The sequence below is a fragment of the Devosia sp. YR412 genome (genome assembly GCF_900110945.1).
Classification (GTDB): Bacteria; Pseudomonadota; Alphaproteobacteria; order Rhizobiales; family Devosiaceae; genus Devosia.
This window is the reverse complement of sequence record NZ_FOFL01000001.1, coordinates 246273-264266: the sequence shown is the minus strand read 5'-3', so window position 1 is coordinate 264266 and position 17994 is coordinate 246273. Positions and strand designations below refer to the sequence as shown.

Below are 17994 nucleotides of genomic sequence, written 5' to 3'. Positions count from 1 at the left end.
CCCTCACATGGTCTGCGTTTTGCTGCTCTGGCAGCAACGCCGCTGGCGCTGGCTGGTTGCGCCACCCCTTTGTCGACGCTCGATCCCGCCGGCCCCGCCGCCGGCAATATCGCGACGCTCTGGTGGGTGATGTTCTTTGGCGCCGTAGTGCTGTTCGCGCTGGTGCTCGGCCTACTGGCGCTGAGTTTCCTCCGCCCCGCAGCTATCGCCAGCATCAAACCCATGCACTGGATCATCGGCGGCGGGCTGATCATGCCTGTCCCCATCCTCCTCGGTCTGTTGATCGCAGCCCTGCTGCTGGGCGAACAATTGCTGCCCAAGCCGGGCGGCGTCGCCCCGATGCGGATCGAAGCGCATGCCAGTCAGTGGCAATGGCGCTTTGCCTATCCGGACGCACCCGGCTCAGCCGAAACCGATGTGCTGCACCTGCCCGCCGGCGAGCCGGTCGATATCCTGGTCACCGCGGAGGACGTCATTCATTCCTTCTGGATTCCGCGCCTCGGCGGCAAGATCGACGCCATTCCTGGCCACGAAAACACCATCCGCCTCGAAGCCGACGAGCCGGGCGTCTATCGCGGCATCTGCGCCGAATATTGCGGCGAGGGCCACGAAACCATGGGCTTTGTGGTGGAAGCGCATGCGCCCGCTGACTTCCCCGCCGCCGTGGGAGCCGCGCCATGAGCCCCAAGCCCACGTCACCGATCGCCCTGCACAAGGCGCTGGAAAAGATCTGGGGCACACCCTCCGGCTGGGGGCGGCTCTCGGCCGTCAATCACAATATCCTCGGCAAGCGCTTCATGGTTCTGGCGCTGGTCTTCTTCGCCATCGGCGGCATTCTCGCCATGCTGATCCGCGCGCAACTGGCCACGCCCAACAGCGCCTTTGTCGGTCCCGAGCTCTACAACCAGATTTTCACCATGCATGGCACGGTGATGATGTTCCTCTTCGCCATCCCGATGTTCGAGGGATTGGCCATGTATATGCTGCCCAAGCTGCTCGGCGCCCGCGACCTCGCCTTCCCCCGCATCGCCGCCTATGGCTTCTGGTGCTATCTGTTCGGCGGCACGATCCTCATCGTCGCCATGCTGGCCGGCTATGCGCCCAATGCCGGCTGGTTCATGTATACGCCGCTCTCCTCGGGCACCTATACCCCGGGCATCAATGCCGATGTCTGGCTGCTCGGCATTACCTTCGTCGAGATCTCGGCCGTCACCGCCGCCATCGAGCTCATCGTCACCATCCTCAAGATGCGCGCGCCGGGCATGTCCCTGACCCGCATGCCGATCTTTGGCTGGTACATGCTGGTTACCGCCGGGATGATGCTGATCGGCTTTCCGCCGCTGATCCTGGGCTCCATGCTGCTCGAAATGGAGCGGGCCTTCGACCTGCCCTTCTTTGATCCCACCCGCGGCGGCGATCCACTGCTCTGGCAGCACCTGTTCTGGCTGTTCGGCCATCCTGAGGTCTATATCATCTTCCTGCCCGCCGCCGGCGTGCTCTCCACCATGATCCCGACCTTCGCCCGCAGGCCGCTGGTCGGCTACAACGCCATCATCGTCGCCATTGTCGCCATGGCCTTCCTCAGCTTCGGCCTCTGGGTGCATCACATGTTCACCGTGGGCATTCCGCATCTGGCGCTGGCCTTCTTCTCGGCCGCCTCGGCGCTGGTCGCCATACCCACCGCCGTGCAGATCTTTGCCTGGATCGGTACGCTCGCCTCGGGCCGGCCGAAATTCGACATCCCCATGCTCTATGTCGTGGGCTTTTTCATAGTCTTCGTCTGCGGTGGCCTCACCGGCGTCATGCTGGCCATGGTGCCGTTCAATTCCCAGGCGCACGACACCTATTTCGTCGTCGCCCACCTGCATTATGTCCTGGTCGGCGGCTTTGTCTTCCCCATGCTCGCAGCACTCTATTATTGGCTGCCGCATGTCACCGGCAGGCGTAGCGTTTATTCGCTGTCGGTGCCGGCTTTCTGGCTGATTCTCGTCGGCTTCAACCTCACCTTCTTCCTCATGCACCTCACCGGCCTGATGGGCATGCCGCGCCGCATCTCCACCTATCCCTCCAACTGGGGCTGGGATTGGCTGAACCTGCTTTCCTCCGTCGGCGGCTTCCTGATGACCATGGGCTTTGCCCTGGTACTGATCGACATCATCATGCAGTTCCGCTTCGGCCGCCGCACCAGCCGCAATCCGTGGAAGGCGCGGACCCTCGAATGGGCCATGCCCACACCGGCTCCGTCCTATAACTTTGCAGCCATCCCCGAGATTGCCGGCCGCGCTGACGATCTCGACGTCAATGTGCTCGGTCGCGACTTGGCCGGTGGCAAGGGCTATCTCGGCTTCACCCGCGCCGACCGGCAGGAAACCCTCGGCGTCGACATGATGAGTGGCGAACCCGACCAGGTCATCATCCTGCCGCAGCCAACCTATCTGCCGCTGTGGACGGCGCTGGCCACCGGGGCCTTCTTTCTCGGCCTGCTGTTCAAGCTTTATTGGCTCCCGCCCATCGCGGCCGTGGTGGTCATCGTCCTGTTCTTCCTCTGGACGCGCCCGCTCGGCGCAAGGCGCAACATGGGCCCCATCGACATCGGTATGGGCAAGGCCGTGCCGGTCGATGGCGAAGTCCGCGACAATGTCACCTGGTGGGCCACGCTCTGCGGCATCACCGCCGATACCACGCTCTATGGGTCCCTGCTGTTCGGCGCGCTCTACCTCGCCCTGATCGCCCCCGGCTGGACCGATCCCGCCCCGCCGCTTGACTGGCTGCCGGCGATCGGCCTCGTGACGGCTCTCGCCGCCATGGCGCTGCTACGCCGTGCCGAAGTCCTCAATGCCGGCAACCGCTCACCCCTGCCCCTGCTGCTTGCCGCCCTTGGCCTCGGCGCAATCACTGCGCTCGCTCTGCTCGCCGGCATGCTGCGCATTCCCGACCCGACCAGCCATGCCAATCTGTCGCTGCGCTTCGTGCTGCTGACCTATTGCGCCGTGCATGCCGGCGTCGCGGCGCTGCTGGCCCTGCATGCCGCGCTGCGCTATCGCGCCGGCTTCGTCTCGGCCGTCCGCGCCACCGACATCCGCATCACCCGCGCCTGGACCGACTATGCTGCCCTCGCGCAACTCCCCGCCTGGGCCATCCTGCTGCTGCTCGCGGGAGGCGCCCGGTGATCGCCAAACTCTGGCCGCTACTGATCGGCTTCACCATCTGGGCCGTAGCCTTCGTCGCGCTCTACGCCATGCAGGCTCTCGGCTGTACATGGGCCTGGCAGCCTTCCTGGCACCGCCTAATCCTGGTCGCGACGATGCTGGCGACGATGGCGGCGCTGAGTGGAATGCTTGTCCTGCAATTACGCCGCGCGAAGCTCGCGCCTTCCACCATAGAGCGGGCGGGCGTTACGCTGACGGCCACCACACTGCCGATCACCCTCGTGATGTTCGCGCCCGTGACCTTTCTTTCCCTTTGCAACTAAGCCAATCGATCGGCAGCTTTCGGACGATAAGAAAGCCGGCTCGAGGCCGGAATGGGGTGGAAAACCGCCTGTCCGCTTCTTGATAATAGTCCGAATGAGCGGACATTGCGCGCTCGTCACCACCGGTGGCGAAAGCGGATTTTCTGCATAGGTGTGGGAGCACAGGCAGACATCGGCCGCAGCGCGAAGAAAAACTCGAGCTCAGCAACCGAAGGATTTCGGAGGATTCGTTGTTGACGATGCGCCGGTGCTGTCAGTCCCAGAGCACCGGCACCGTTGTCCGACCAGAGACGTCCGGATCGGAACGTGTATAGAACTGGTGCAGATAGGTATCGCCCTCGAGCGTGGCGGCGCCGACGCCAGGATAACGACCATGTTCCCGCTCATGCCAGACCTCCAAGTCGATGGGCCGGCATCTTGGAAATGGCGGCGAGCCCGATCTCGGGCCAGGCATGGCCATACTTTTGCGCCACGCTCGTTCCAGCGTGGCCGAGCGAAACAGATGGCGCCAGCCGTGGTTGGGATCGACGCCAACATCGGTCACGCTGATCGCCGCCGACCTGACCCAGGCGGCCAGGCGCTCGCCGACCTTCTTGTACTGCGGGTTGGCATCCGATCCGCCGCGTCGACGCTTGGGATCGTAGAACAGGTGCTTGCCCTTGCGGCTCTCGACGTAGTCGAGGAAGCCCTGCTCGATCAGATGGGGATGGAGCGGGACGGATCTGGCCTTGTTCGTCTTGACCCTGCCTGCCTCGGGCGTGATGTTGATGCACCAGACGAGCTGCCCGTTCTGCGACTTGACCTCCGTCACGTCGAGCGCGCGGGCCTGGGTGATCTCGTTCACCCTGGCGCCGGAATAGGCGCACAACCAAGGCACCCATCTGCGTGCGGCGGCACCTTCGATGGACATGCGCCGGGGCGGCTCCACGAGGGATGCCGTGAGGATCCGCTCCGCCTCGGCGAGCGTGAATTCGCGTTCGCGGAGCTTCGGCTTCTCCTTGTACCGCACCTTGACGCCCTCGAAAGGCACGTGGTCGATGAGCCTCTTGCCCTTGGCATAGATGAACAGGGTGCGGGGGTGGGCTACGTCGGCATAGCGGACGGTGCGTCCTGCGACCTTGTTGAGACGATGGGCGACCCATCTCTGCACGTCGTCATGGGTCACGCGCATCATGTCGTCGTGGCCCTGGAATTCGAAGAATGAGGCCAGCGACCCCTTCTGCCGCTTGACGCTTGCCGGTGCGGGCTCGTTCTCGGCCTCGTAGAGGGCGTAGGCCTCCCTCCAGAGAAGCGGCTCGGTGCGTTCCACGTTCTTCCAATCGGGGAAGCGCTGGGCATCGGGATAGGGACGGAAGTCGTCGTTGGCGCGCTTCTCAAGCTCGCGGTAGGCTTGGGCGACGGCGGTCGCGCCGGCCATGCAGAGCTTGATGCGCGTCTCCCAGTCGACGTTGAGGCCCTTGCGGTCGAGCAGCCGATCGATCTGCTCTCCGACGAAGTACTGGGACTGGGTGCCGATCTCGAAGAACCACCCCTGGAAGAAGGTGGTGGGCAGCCTGCCGGTCCGCATGCGCTCGGGCAGGGCCCGCTGGATGTCGCTCAGCTTGGCCGCCCATTGCCAGGGTTCGCCGGGATCGGAGCCGTGCTCCTTCAGCAGGTCGTGGTAGAGCTCGCCGGACAGGGCGACGATCTGCTCGCGGGTCAGCACGTCATGGGGACGGCCGGGCGTTTCGATCAGACGGGCCCATTCAGCATCGGCCTCGGCCGAGACGATGGAGAGCATCTTCTTGGCCTCGATCGGGTCCTTAGTGCCGAGGCTGATCTTGACCTCGCGCTTGCCGACGAGGGCGTGCAGCGATTCCGGCACGCCCTTTCGGAATTAGTAGACGCCGCTCTTCCGCTTGGTCGCACGTGTCAGCTGGAGAACCATTTTGTACCACCTCTTTGTACCAGGGGCGGCCTAACGAGTCCTTGATTTCCGGGTTCTTCCAGTGTTTCTGCAGGTTTCGTGCAGAAATGGCGGAGGGAGACGACCTCATGTCCAACATTCTCCATCTTATAACGCCAAGGGCGGGGTACGCCACTGCGCCCTGCCCTGCTTCCGGTGAACACTATCCGGTGGGTCTGAAATGGGGTGGAAAGGAGACTGGCGGGTTTAGAGCCCGGCTATAGATTAGCAGACAGTTGTTGGCAAAATGCCAGCCGTCGCCATCGATATACAAATTGTGTCGGGACCAGGCGTCAGGCCGGGATCAACTCCTTGGTTTTTGTCGATTGGTAATGCCCACGAGTGGGATCTGCTACGGGAACGGCAGCGATCAGTGCGCGCGTATAGGCCTGACTGGGGGCTTCGAAGATCTGGGCGCGCGTGCCCATCTCGACGATGCGACCATACTGCATCACCGCGACGCGATGGCTGATGCGTTCGACCACCCCCATATCATGGCTGATGAACAGATAGGAAAGACCCAGTTCCTGCTGCAGCTCGATCAGCAGGTTGACCACCTGCGCCTGGATCGAGACGTCGAGCGCCGAGACCGATTCATCGGCGATGATCAGCTTGGGCGAGAGGCTGAGCGCACGGGCGATGCAGAGGCGCTGGCGCTGGCCGCCGGAAAATTCGTGCGGATAGCGGTCGAGATGCTCCTCTTCCAGACCAACGCGGCGCACCAGTTCCACGGCCCGGTCGCGCAGCGCGCTGCCCTTGTCGACGCCATGGATCACCAGGGGCTCGACGATCTGCTCGAAGGCATCGAGCCGCGGATCGAGCGCGGCATAGGGGTCCTGGAACACGATCTGCATGTCGCGCCGCTTGGCCCGCATCGCCTCGCGGTCGAGCTTGAGCACGTCCTGACCCTCAAGCAGCACCTGTCCGGCATGCGGCTTGGCCAGGCGCAGGATGGAGCGGCCGGTGGTGGACTTGCCGGAACCGGATTCTCCCACCAGCGACAGCGTCTCGCCGCGACCAATGGAAAAGCTCACATCGTCGACGGCCTTCACATCGCCGACATGGCGCTTGAGCAGGCCCTTGTAGATGGGGAACCAGGTCGAGAGGTTTTTCACCTCGAGCAATGGCGCATTGACTGTCGGGGCCGGTCGGGCGGTTTTCGGATCGGCGCCAAAGGCCAGTGGACCGACCGTACCGGCCATCGAGCCGAGTTTCGGCACGGCGTTGAGCAGCGCCCTGGTATAGGTCTCCCGCGGCTGGGCGAACAGTTTTGCGACAGCCTGCTCCTCGACCTTGCGGCCCTTTCGCATGACCACGACGCGGTCGGCCATTTCGGCGACGACGCCCATGTCATGGGTGATGAACAGCAGCGCCATGCCTTCTTCGCGGGCGAGATCGCGCATCAGGTCGAGCACCTGTGCCTGGATGGTGACGTCGAGCGCTGTGGTCGGCTCGTCGGCAACCAGCAGGCGCGGTGAACAGGCCAGTGCCATGGCGATGACCACGCGCTGGCGCATGCCGCCGGAGAGCTCATGCGGATATTGGGTGAAGCGGCGCGCCGGATCGCTGATCTGCACGCGGGTGATCAACTCGAGTGCCCTGGCAGCGGCCTGCTGGCGATCCATGCCGCGGTGCTGGCGGAGCACCTCGGCGATCTGCTCGCCGACGGTGAAAACCGGGTTCAGCGCCGTCATCGGCTCCTGGAACACCATAGCAATTTCGTCGCCGCGGCTCGACTGCATCAGGCGCTCGTCGGCCCTGGCCAGGTCGACCACGCTGCCGTCGCGGCGGCGGAAATTGATCGACCCGGTTTCGATGGTCCCGCCGTTGAAACCGGTGAGACCGAGGACCGAAAAGGCCGTGACCGATTTGCCCGAGCCGGATTCGCCGACTACGGCGACGCATTCACCGGGGGCGACGGAAAAATCCAGCCCTTCCACGACACGCCTGGCCTTGTCGCCACGGCCGAAGCTGATGGAGAGGTTCTCGATGACGAGCAAAGCATTGGCAGACATGGCCGGTCCTTTCTTACGGGAAAAGTCCGGGCCGGCGCAGAGAGTGCCGGCCCGGGTGAGCGCATTATTCGACGGTGACGGAACCGGCGCGGAAGTCGAGCACATAGGGGATGTGGCCAGGCAGCGGCGCCCAGTTGACGCCCTGGCGCATGCCGTAGCTTTCATAGGGCTGATAGAGCACCACGAAGGGCATTTCCTGCTTCACATAGGCCATGATCTCGCCATAGGCCTCCTGCCGCACGGCCAGGTCGGTCGAATAGCGGAACTTGTCCCAAAGGGCCGGATAGGCTTCGTTGGGCGACCATGCCATTTCGGTGCCCGAACCCTTAGGCGACCACATCACGCCGAACGAGCCGGCCGGATCGGCGAAATACATCGGGTTGGACCAGTTGCGCACCTGCATGTCGGCATCGGGGCCGGTCCATTTGGTGGTCACGTTGATCTCGGCCTTGACGCCGATCTCGGCCCACATTTCCTGGATCGCCTGGGCTGCGAGCAGACCATTGGTGTAATAGACCGGGTCGGTATCGAAGCGGATGGTCGAGCCGTCATACCCGGCCTCGGCCAGCAAGGCCTTGGCCTGTTCGGGGTTATATTCAAAGGTCTCGCTCGTCGTGTCGTTCAGCGCGCCATACTGGGCATAGCTATGGGTGTTGGGCACCAGCGCGTCATTGCCCCACAGGGCTTCGTTGAGCAGGTTGCGGTCAATGCCCATGCTGAGCGCCTGGCGCAGCTTGGGATTGGCCATCGAGGGATTTCGGGTGTTGAAGAAGATGATGTGGAACAGCGGCGTCACATTGCCCACGACCTTGAGCGCCGAATTGCCTTCGATGGTCGCCAGCTGGTCAGGCGGCACATTGGTGATCAGGTCGACTTCGCCATTCGCGAGAGCGGTGACGCGGGTGGCCAGCTCCGGGATGCGGCGCAGGGTGACGGTTTCCATCGGGGCCTGGTCACCCCAATAGCCGTCGAAACGGGTCCAGACCAGGTTTTCGCCGGGCTGGAAAGAGGAGATGGCGTAGGGACCGGTGCCGACGGGCTTGAGCATGAAGGCGTCGAAATCTGACGGCTCCACCGCGGCGGTGTCGCCCGACAGGCCGGCGATGTAGTTCTTCGGCACGATCGACGCTTCCGACGTGTTGAGCAGGATCTCGAACAGCGGCTCGGGCTTGGTGGTGGTGAACTTGACCGTGGTTTCGTCGAGCTTTTCGACCTTGGCAAAATTGTCGAAGAACTGGCGGTGAATGCCGGCAAATTCAGGCGTCATGTCCTGCAGGATTCGTTCGAAGGAGAACACCACGTCATCGGCGGTCATCGCGTCGCCGTTCTGGAATTTCACGCCCTCGCGCAGGGTGACCTGGAATTCGGTCGGCGACAGGCTTTCCCAGGCGGTGGCAAGGCCCGGCTTGAAGCTGGCGCCGGCCTGCGAATAGTCCTTGAGGATCAGCGGATCGAAGCTGTTGAAATAGATCTGGCTGCCCTGGTTGCCGAAATCCTTGCCCGGATCGAGCCAGGGCGGCAGGTTCTGCACGCCGACGGTGAGCGACTGGGCGGAAGCGGCCGAGATCAGCATGGTGCTGAGGGCGAGTGTCGAAAGTAGCGTCTTGATCATCTGTCTGGTCCTTTGAAAGGCAGGCGCAAGGGTTCGGTGTCGGGAGGACATCGAATGAAAGGGGATTTGGGGCCGGCGCCATGGCGCCGGGGTCTTACTTGAGGCGGATATCGAGCGCGTCGCGCAGCCAGTCGCCTATCAGCAGGACCTGGAGCGAAACGAACATGATGGCGATGGCCGGCACGAGAGCGATCCAGGGCGTCGAGGCCAGGTAGTCGCGACCGAGGCCGACCATGGAGCCCAGGGTTGCCGTTGGCGGCTGCACCCCGAGGCCGAGGAAAGAGAGCGAGGATTCTGCCAGGATCAGCGCCGAAAAGGTCATGGTCCAGACCACGATGATCGGCGAGACGATGTTGGGCAGGATGTGCTTGAAGAGGATGCGATCATGCTTGGCGCCGGCCGCCACGGCCGCTTCGACGAAGGGCATGCGCGACGTGGCCAGCACCTGGGCGCGGACAATGCGGGCGTAGACTTCCCAGCCGGCCAGGCCGATGGTGATGATCAGCACCGGCAGCGAATTGCCGAAGACGGCAATCACCACGAGGGCAATCAGGGTGAAGGGAATGGCGAGCTGGATATCCACCACGGCCATGATGAAGCCGCCAAACCAGCCACGGGCATAGCCGGCGACGACACCCAGCGTGGTGCCAAGCACCAGACTGATCAGCGAGCCGATCAGCGCGATCGCCATGGTCAGCTGCAGGCCATGGAGCGTGCGGCTCAGGAGGTCCCGGCCGAGCTGGTCGGTGCCCAGGATATTGGTGCCATTGGCGCCGGCAAAACCCATTGGCGGCTTGAGCCGGGCGAGGAGCTTTTGCGCATCGGGATCGAAGGGGGCGATCCAATGCGCCGTGGCGGCCACGATCAGTACCAGCGCGAAGGCGCCCAGATTGATGCGGGTAAACAGATTGGCGCGCGACCAGAGGGTGGCGAACAGGCTCGGCTTGCCCTTGCGGGTCGGCGCCAGCGTCGGGGCGATTGTGGCGGTCAGCTCGGTCATGATGCTGCAACTTTCACGCGAGGATCGAGAGCGGCGTAGGCGAAGTCGACGATGAGCGAGGAGCTAACGACGATCAGGGCAATCAGGATCACCCCTAACTGCAGCACCGGATAGTCGCGGCCGATGGCTGCAAAGACCACGAGGTCACCAATGCCCTTGGTGGCGAAGACGCTCTCGACGATGACGACGCGTGCCACCATTCCGGCGACCTGCAGGCCAATGATGGTCACCACCGGGATGGCGGCATTGCGCAGGGCATGCTTGCCCACCACCAGATGCTCGGGCAGGCCCTTGGCGCGGGCGGTGCGCAGATAGTCCTTGCCCAGCACGTCGAGCATGGCGTTGCGGGTGAAACGGATGATCTCGGCCAGCATGGGCGCGGCCAGCACAATGGATGGCATCAGGAAGTGGATCGGGCTCATCGAGCCGGAACTGGGCAGCCAGTGCAGGTTGAACGAGAAGACCAGGATTATGATGATCGCCAGCACGAAATTGGGCGTTGCATAGCCGACGAAGGCGATGCTGCTGATCGCGGCGCCCAGGGCATTGCCACGGTTCAAGGCGGCCGCGAGGCCCAGTGGCAGGCCAAGCACCACGGCCAGACCCAGGGCATAGGCAAACAGCATCAGCGTATTGGGTAGTCGCTCGGCATAGATATCGAGCACCGGACGTCGTTCGAAGAGGCTCGTGCCCATGTCGCCGCTGAACAGGCCTTGCAGATAGTGCCAGAACTGCAGCAGCAGGGGCTGGTCCAGCCCCATGCGCGTGACCATCAGCGCCTTGGTATTGGCGTCGATGCCAGGCGGCAGCAGATAGTCCGCCGCATTGCCTGACAGGCGGGTCGCGAAGAACACGGCGACGATGACGACGCCGAGCGTCGCGATCGCCCCCAGGGTGCGGCGGGCTAGTTGATCAAGCATTTTCAAGCTCGGGCAGCGATTGTGCGAAGGGACCCATCGGGGCCAGCCAGGCGCGATCGGCCGAGCGGCGGAACTGTATGCGGGCGCCGAACGGATCATTGCCAAGCACCTCGAGCTGGGCCACGCCGTCGTTGATGTCGAGCACGGCAAAGGCATTGGCCGAGACCGGCGCAGTGGTGAAGCGTTCCGACATCGACTGGATGGTGACATGGTGGATGCCGCCAACCGGGGTCACCGTGTTCCAGTGCACATGGCCGGCCAGCCACATGGCGGCATTGCCGGTTGCCTCGACGGCCCGACGTACAGCGGCGTGGTCAGGATAGGTGGAATATTCGGCATTGTTCTCGAAGTAGAAATTGCCGATCTGGCTATGGCCGGACAGGGGTACGTGGGTAGCGATGATGGCCGGCTTGCTGTCGGCCTTGAGGGTTTCGACCAGCCAGGGAAGCGCATCGGTGGTGGGCGCGAAGCCGCCGGGCAGGCCGATATTAACGCCGGGCTGCCAGAGGATCAGCCGGGCAGCACCCAGGTCGAACACCTGGCTCTGCATCGACTGGCCGAAAATTTCTTCATTGTCGCCGATCGACAGGTTGGTCACGTCATGATTGCCGACGACGTGGTAGCGCGGCCCCTTGAACTGGGCCAGCGTATTGGCGACTTCGGTGGCGGCGCGAACGTCGGTTGCGTAGTCGGTGTCCGAGATATGGTCGCCTAAGTCGAGCAGCAGGTCGGCACCAATGGCATTGGCATGCTCGACAAAGGCTTCCATGGTCGCCATGCCATCCCAGCCCGTCTCCTTGGTATGTGATTTCGGACCGTGATGGATGTCGGTGATGATGGCGATCTTCATGGCGCTGTCCTCGGCGGTGGGTGTCGTTGGCGGCATCAATAGTCAGCCTCTGTGACAGCCATATGAACACATCTCATTTTTTATACGACTTGACACTGAGACTATCTCAACGCACTTTCACACCATGCAAGGAGTGCTTAGCGTGTCGTTCAATTTCGCCGCCCACCGGGGGTTTCTCATCGATCTCGATGGTACTTTGGCCTCTGGCTTGCACCTGCTGCCGGGTGCGAGGGACCTGCTGGCCGCAACCGCGGACCGCTTTGCCATCGTCTCCAACGATAGCGAGCATACGCCCGACCAATTGGCCCGCCGCTTCCGCGAATGGCGGCTGCCGCTGCCGCCTGAGCGCATTGTTCTGGCCGGCGTTACGGCGCTGGAGGCCGCAGCGGAACGGTATCCGGGGTCACGGCTTGTGCTGCTCGGCTCCCCTGCCCTGCGCCGCATGGCGCGCAATATGGGTTTCGAGCTGGTCGAGCGGAATGCGCAGGTGGTGATCGTCGCCCGTGACCGGCAGTTCACCTATGCCAAGCTGGCCATGGCCGCCCGAGCCGTGCGAGACGGCGCCGACGTGCTGGTTGCCGCGCCCGATCTCAGCCATCCGGGTGCCGACGGCTATCTGGTGCCGGAGGCCGGCGCCCTGGCCGCAGCGCTGTTTGCAGTGACCGGCCCCGTGCCGCATCGCGTCATCGGCAAGCCGCAACCCGAACTGTTTCGCCATGCCTGCCGGAGCATCGGCATTGCGCCCGAGCATTGCGTGGTGATCGGCGACAATCCCCGCACCGACGGCGCCGGCGCCTCAGGCCTTGGCGTGCCCTTCTGGCAGGTCGTGCCGGGAAAACTGCCCGACCTGCTTCGCGAAACCGTCACGACCGAGATCTAATAGCCGGAATTTCATGATGAAACGGGTTCCCGAATGGCAGAGCCGAAACAGAAAGAGCGCCTGATGAACGTGCTCGATCGCATCTCCGCCATTCGCGCGGACCTAGCCCCCACCGCTGGCCGCATTGCCGATTTCATCGCCGAACATGCCGCCGATGTGGTGCATATGTCGGTGACCGAGGTTGCCGAACGCACCAGTTCGAGTGAAGGCAGCGTCGTCGGCCTCTGCCAGCAGCTCGGCGCGCGCGGCTTCCAGCAGATCAAAATGGCCCTGGCGCGCGACCTGGTGCAGCCGGTCCAGTTCATCCACGAGGACCTCAATGCCAGCGATGGCCTCGCCGATGTGGTCTCAAAAATCTTCGGCGGGGGTCTGCAGGCACTGCAGGATACGCGCAATGCGCTGGACCTGGCGCAATTGGCCCGTGCGGTAACCGCCATCCGCGCTGCCAAGCGCGTTGAAGTGTTCGGCATCGGTTCGGCCGCGCCGATCGCCGAGGATGCCATGTATCGCCTGCTGCGGATCGGGCTCAATGCACGGGTCAGCGTCGACAGCCATGTGATGGCGATCACCGGCTCGCTTTGCGACCCCGAGGTCGCCGTGCTGACCATTTCGCATTCCGGCTCGACTATCGAGACGCTGACCGCCACCAAGCTGGCCAAGGAGGCCGGCGCCACCACCATCGCCGTCACCAATTTCGGTCGCTCGCCGCTCCTGGCCCATACCGATATCGTGCTTCACACTCTGGCGCGCGAAACCCAGTTCCGCACTGAAGCGATGACCAGCCGCATCGCCCAGCTCGCCGTTATCGACACGCTGATCGCCGCACTGGCCCTCGCAGACTATGATCGTGCCCTGGACACCATCGACAAAACTTTCGACGTGCTGTCGGTCAAGCGAGTGTAGGGTTCGTCAGCCCAACGTCTGATTGTGGCGACGCGGGTCTATGTCTGCCAGGCTCGGACGCCAAGGGAATACCCTGACTGATCAAAGTAGCATGTCGTTTTGCGTACCTTCCGAGCTGGGTGGATTCCGGACTGTCCGGTCTGACGACGGGCCGCTGCCATAGCAGACGTTCCGAAGGCCAGATAACCGCGGCACAGCGCACCTTTGACTGCGTAGGATGCTACGCGAGCTTTCCTGCGGTGAAATCACGCGCGAGTGCAATAAAGGCCTGGAAGGCGGCTGAGGAATTGCGGCGATTATAATAGTAGAGGCACAGCGGATCGAGCGGCGGCGTCCAGTCTTCGAGAATGCGCACAAGGCGTCCAGCAGCGATGTCCTCCTGGACGTCGGCCTCCATCAGATAGCCGATCCCCACGCCATTGATGATCGCGATCCGCGCCAGCGATGCCTCGTCGAGCGTGATCTGACCGTCAACGTCGAGTTGCACCTCTTCTCCGTCCTTAACGAACCGCCATCGAAGCAGCGCACCGTCAGGAAGCCGCCCGCGAACGCAGGGATGAGATAGCAGATCCTGCGGCACTTGGGGGATGGCCCTATCCTTGAAAAAGGTGGGAGACGCGACGACCGCGATACTTCTCGTCTGGCCCAGCGGTATGGCGATCGCGTCGCTTGGCACCAAATCCGCGCTTCGAACGCCCAGATCAAAGCCCGCTGCCACGACGTCAACAAGCCGTCCTTCGGTGACGATGTCGATGTGAACTTGCGGATAGCGCTGGAGGTAAGTCAGGACCAAGGGCGACATGATCTCACGCGCTGCCGTCGCAAAGGCATTGATACGCAAGGTGCCGGAGGGCGTTTCCTGCTGGGCGCGCGCCGTGTTCATCGCCTTCTGGATGTCCTCCAGCGCTGGTTTGATCTGAGCGACAAAGATCCGCCCCGCATAGGTGAGCGATACGCTGCGGGTGGTGCGGTTGAATAGCCGCACATCAAGCTCGCGTTCGAGTTTACCCACCGCGTTGCTGATGGCAGTTGTCGACATGCCGAGTTCAACAGATGCCGCACGGAACGAGCCGCACCGAACGATGGCCAGAACCGCTTCAAGCTCGATCAGTGAATGACGCGTCATTATCCCGATCTCCGTGACACGCTATGGCGTTTTATGTCGATTATCAGGGGCAAAGTCCATCGCTAAGTTAGTGTCATCACCAACAAGGAGATGACCAATGTCACTGAAACTAGCCAAGCCGATCGCCAATTTCATCGATGCAAATGCCCGCCTCGACATTGAGGGGATGACGACGCCCTTCTCGCCCGACGCCGTCCTGCTCGACAATGGCAAGACCTTCGAGGGACAGGCAGCGATCCGCCGGCTGTTCGACGAAGAAGTGCTGCCCGTTAAGGCGATCTTCACCCCCGAGACCGCAACGGACGACAACGGCGATATCGTGCTTGAAGGTCCCGGCCACGGCAACTTTCCGGGCAGCCCGATCCGCTTTACCTATCGCTTCACGCTGGCCGAGAACGCCATCAAAACGCTGAAGATCTCCGTATGAATATCGAGGTCAATTCCAAGGAGTTCGCCGGCAAGCGCGTCCTCGTCAGCGGTGGCACTAAGGGTTTGGGCCGCGCTACCATCGAACGCTTCCTTGCCGGCGGAGCCCGGGTCATCACGGCCGCCCGCACGATCAAAGATCCGATCGAGGGTGTCGAATATGTCCAAGCGGACCTGACCACTACGCAAGGTGGCGAAGCATTGGCCAAGGCCGCCCTTGAGCGGCTAGGCGGCATCGACATTCTTGCCCATGTGATCGGTGGCTCGGCTTCCCCGGCGGGCGGGTTCGCGGCGCTGACCGAGGATCACTGGCTGGCCGAGCTGAACCTTAACCTCCTGGCGACGGTTCGGCTCGATCGGCTCCTGATCCCGCAGATGGTCGAGCGGGGCACCGGTCAGGTGGTGCACATCACCTCGATCCAATCGGTGCTGCCGCTGCCCGATTCGACGACGGGCTATGCTGCTGCAAAGGCTGCCTTGCGAACCTACAGCAAGTCGATTTCCAAGGAGCTCGGACCTAAGGGCGTACGCGTGAACTCGGTCTCGCCTGGCTGGATCATGACCGAAGCGACCGCAGACTTTCTCGAACTGCTGCGGTCTACCAACGGCGGTACGACCGAGGACGCTCGTCAGTCCGTGCTCAACGCCTTGGGAGGCATCCCGATCGGGCGGGGCGCGGAGCCTGAAGAGGTCGCCGATCTCATCGCCTACCTCGCCTCCGATCGCGCGACCGCAATCCATGGCGCCGAGTTCATCATCGATGGCGGCACGATCAGAACGGTTTAAAAGCTTCCCGGCGTTGGGGCGAATTCTAACGCCGGGAGTTACTGCTCCTTCTTGAACATGTCCTTGAAGATCAAAGGGCCCCAGACGCGGCCGCGCGCGTGTACCAGTGCGCCACCTTGATCGAGCTTCCCCAGGTCAACGGGGGCGAAACCAAGGCGCTTCGCCAAGTCGGCCACGGGCGGCACCGCATCCGCATCGTCGCTCGACAGGAAGACCACCCGGTGACCGCCATCAACCTCCGGATCAGTCGCCAGCGTGGCCGCCAGGAGGTGGTTCCACCCCTTCACCAGCTTGGCGCCGTTGAACGCCTGGCTGACAAAGGCGGAGGACAGCAGGCCGTTCATCTCCTCAAGGGGCAGATTGCTGTTCATCGCGTCGACGACCGTCTTGCCCTGCCAACTGGGCAGCGCTTTGGCAATGTCGGGGTGCGCCTCGAACCGAACCGCGAGGATGATGGTGTCCGCCTTGAGGGCTTCCGCGAGCGTTTTGGGAATGATGGTCGGCCCGATCGCCGCCGCTTCGGCGGCAAAGCTTGCCGGGTCGCGTGTCGTGGCAACGGACACTTCGATGCCGTTGCGGGCAAATGCCTTGGCCAGCGCCTGGCCGATGCTGCCGAAGCCGATAACTGCGTAAGTCATGATGTTCTCCTTGGGTTCAGTATGTCGGGTCAGACTTGCGCCAGGCCGCCATCCACGGCGACTTCGCTGCCGGTCATGAAGCTGCTTTCCGACGAGGCAAGAAAGGCCGCCACCGCGCCGGCTTCCGCCGGATCGCCCATGCGCTGGAGCGCCGTCATCGCGCCATAGACCGCCAGCCCCTCCGCTCCCAGGGCAGCCCTGGCCAGCTCGGTTGCCACAGAACCGGGCGTCAGGACATTGACCCGGATGCCGCTTCCCTTGAGGTCTTCCGCCCAGGTCCGCGCCAGGTTCCGCACGGCCGCCTTGCTCGCGCCATAGGCGCTGAAGCCCGGGGCGCCCGTGGTGCCGGCGCTGGATCCGGTCAGGATGATCGAACCGCCCGGACCCATCAGCGGCAGCGCCTTCTGAACGGTGAAGATGGTCCCTTTCACATTGGTGTCGAAGGCCTCGTCGATGTGCGCGGCGGTGATCTGGCCGAGCTTGAGCGGACCGCCCGTGCCGGCATTGGCGAAGCTCCGTGCGGGCCGCTGCCAAGCGCCTCGGCGTCAACCACGCAACCGTGCTGCGACGCATCGCCCAGCTCGAAGACCGCCTGGGGACTCATATGTTCGAGCGGCTGCCTTCAGGTTACCGCCTAACGCCCGCGGGTGAGGAGGTCCTCGAGTTCGCCGCCCAGATGGAGGCGTCATCGCTCCAACTGGAAACGCGCGTCTTCGGGCGCGACCAGAGCGTGCGCGGGCTGCTGCGAGTTACGCTGCCGCCGCCCCTTGCTGCGCATCTGCTCATGCCGGACTTGGCCGATTTTGTCCGCCTGCATCCGGGCATCGAGATGGAAATCCTGCCGTCCGGCGCGCTGGCCAACCTGACCAATCGGGAGGCCGATGTTGCGATCCGTGTCGTCTATGATCGCGAGACCCTGCCGCCCAACCTTTATGGAATCAAGGGACCGGCGCTTTACGGCGGCTTCTACATGTCCAGCGCTCGACTCGTCGAATGGCGAATGGGCGGGAAGGATCCCAGATGGATCGGCATCAGCGGCGAAGGCGTCCCGGTTTGGACCCGCGCCGGCGAGCTTCGCACCACTGGCACTCCGTTCTGGACCACTGACTTCGCAGCGCAGATCGCAGCAGTGCGGCAGGGCATTGGCATCACGGCGATCCCGTGTTTCGTCGGCGATCCCGACCCCCTATTGGAGAGGGTGCCAGATATGGACCTTCAGCTCTATGGACCCGTCTGGCTTCTCACTCAGGGGGAGACACGCAAGACCAAGCGCGTGCGGCTCTTCACTGAATTCCTTTCCCGCCGGCTTGACGCCTATGCGCCGCTTCTCGCCGGGTAGCTCATATCGCCCGACTGACGCTGGTTAGGAACAGACGCAGGCTGCGGCAAGTCTGTGATCGTCTCACACCGGCCAGTGATGC

General features: G+C 63.3%; 16 protein-coding genes and 1 pseudogene. 8 read left to right on the top strand and 9 right to left on the bottom strand.

Annotated features, from left to right (window positions below):
* Positions 1-69 precede the first annotated feature (69 nt).
* From coxB to BM045_RS01325, 3 genes are read left to right on the top strand one after another with little or no spacing between them, the layout of a single operon-like run.
* The gene (gene coxB, locus BM045_RS01335) at positions 70-681 is read left to right on the top strand and encodes a cytochrome c oxidase subunit II (RefSeq protein ID WP_210184989.1); all 612 of its coding nucleotides are present in this window, start codon (positions 70-72) and stop codon (positions 679-681) included.
* Positions 678-3170 carry a cytochrome c oxidase subunit I gene (gene ctaD / locus BM045_RS01330; protein WP_092179206.1) on the top strand — a complete coding sequence of 831 codons (2493 nt, stop codon included), beginning with the start codon at positions 678-680 and terminating at the stop codon, positions 3168-3170. Before coxB ends, ctaD begins: the two co-directional genes overlap by 4 nt.
* On the top strand, positions 3167-3472 hold the full coding sequence (locus BM045_RS01325; RefSeq protein WP_092179205.1) for a hypothetical protein: 306 nt from the start codon (positions 3167-3169) through the stop codon (positions 3470-3472). Before ctaD ends, BM045_RS01325 begins: the two co-directional genes overlap by 4 nt.
* A 253-nt stretch (positions 3473-3725) precedes the next feature.
* Here the strand turns inward: BM045_RS01325 and BM045_RS01320 are convergent, their stop codons facing one another.
* From BM045_RS01320 to BM045_RS01295, 6 genes are all read right to left on the bottom strand, one after another.
* Positions 3726-5336 carry a DUF6538 domain-containing protein gene (locus BM045_RS01320; RefSeq protein ID WP_092179204.1) on the bottom strand — a complete coding sequence of 537 codons (1611 nt, stop codon included), beginning with the start codon at positions 5334-5336 and terminating at the stop codon, positions 3726-3728.
* Between the two features lie 374 nt (positions 5337-5710).
* On the bottom strand, positions 5711-7432 hold the full coding sequence (locus tag BM045_RS01315; protein WP_092179203.1) for an ABC transporter ATP-binding protein: 1722 nt from the start codon (positions 7430-7432) through the stop codon (positions 5711-5713).
* Positions 7433-7496: 64 nt separating this feature from the next.
* Positions 7497-9044, bottom strand: a complete 1548-nt coding sequence (locus tag BM045_RS01310) for an ABC transporter substrate-binding protein (RefSeq protein ID WP_244522834.1) — start codon at positions 9042-9044, stop codon at positions 7497-7499.
* Positions 9045-9138: 94 nt separating this feature from the next.
* Entirely contained in the window at positions 9139-10044 is a 906-nt protein-coding gene (locus BM045_RS01305; RefSeq protein WP_092179202.1) for an ABC transporter permease, read from the bottom strand.
* Positions 10041-10964, bottom strand: coding sequence for an ABC transporter permease (locus tag BM045_RS01300; protein WP_092179201.1), 924 nt, complete (start codon positions 10962-10964; stop codon positions 10041-10043). Before BM045_RS01300 ends, BM045_RS01305 begins: the two co-directional genes overlap by 4 nt.
* Positions 10957-11814 carry a metallophosphoesterase family protein gene (locus BM045_RS01295; RefSeq protein ID WP_170848322.1) on the bottom strand — a complete coding sequence of 286 codons (858 nt, stop codon included), beginning with the start codon at positions 11812-11814 and terminating at the stop codon, positions 10957-10959. Before BM045_RS01295 ends, BM045_RS01300 begins: the two co-directional genes overlap by 8 nt.
* Positions 11815-11956: 142 nt before the next feature.
* Between BM045_RS01295 and BM045_RS01290 the strand changes: the two genes are divergently transcribed.
* Together BM045_RS01290 and BM045_RS01285 are read left to right on the top strand one after the other, a co-directional pair.
* On the top strand, positions 11957-12694 hold the full coding sequence (locus BM045_RS01290; RefSeq protein WP_170848321.1) for an HAD-IIA family hydrolase: 738 nt from the start codon (positions 11957-11959) through the stop codon (positions 12692-12694).
* Between the two features lie 63 nt (positions 12695-12757).
* Entirely contained in the window at positions 12758-13597 is an 840-nt protein-coding gene (locus tag BM045_RS01285) for a MurR/RpiR family transcriptional regulator (RefSeq protein WP_244522833.1), read from the top strand.
* A gap of 220 nt (positions 13598-13817) precedes the next feature.
* Here the strand turns inward: BM045_RS01285 and BM045_RS01280 are convergent, their stop codons facing one another.
* Entirely contained in the window at positions 13818-14723 is a 906-nt protein-coding gene (locus tag BM045_RS01280; protein WP_092179197.1) for a LysR family transcriptional regulator, read from the bottom strand.
* A 97-nt stretch (positions 14724-14820) separates the two neighbouring features.
* Between BM045_RS01280 and BM045_RS01275 the strand changes: the two genes are divergently transcribed.
* The gene (locus BM045_RS01275) at positions 14821-15150 is read left to right on the top strand and encodes a nuclear transport factor 2 family protein (RefSeq protein ID WP_092179196.1); all 330 of its coding nucleotides are present in this window, start codon (positions 14821-14823) and stop codon (positions 15148-15150) included.
* Entirely contained in the window at positions 15147-15935 is a 789-nt protein-coding gene (locus BM045_RS01270; protein ID WP_092179195.1) for an SDR family oxidoreductase, read from the top strand. The genes BM045_RS01275 and BM045_RS01270 overlap by 4 nt, the downstream gene beginning before the upstream one ends.
* Before the next feature lie 38 nt (positions 15936-15973).
* On the opposite strand, the gene BM045_RS01265 is transcribed toward BM045_RS01270, so the two are convergent.
* Both BM045_RS01265 and BM045_RS01260 read right to left on the bottom strand, forming a co-directional pair.
* Positions 15974-16573: an NADPH-dependent F420 reductase gene (locus tag BM045_RS01265; protein ID WP_092179194.1), complete on the bottom strand. Its 600-nt coding sequence runs from the start codon at positions 16571-16573 to the stop codon at positions 15974-15976.
* Positions 16574-16602: 29 nt separating this feature from the next.
* A pseudogene (locus BM045_RS01260) lies at positions 16603-17085 on the bottom strand (SDR family oxidoreductase); the annotation flags it as partial.
* A gap of 5 nt (positions 17086-17090) precedes the next feature.
* Here BM045_RS01260 and BM045_RS01255 point away from each other — a divergent pair.
* Positions 17091-17912, top strand: a complete 822-nt coding sequence (locus tag BM045_RS01255; RefSeq protein ID WP_092179193.1) for a LysR family transcriptional regulator — start codon at positions 17091-17093, stop codon at positions 17910-17912.
* The last annotated feature ends 82 nt before the right edge of the window (positions 17913-17994 follow it).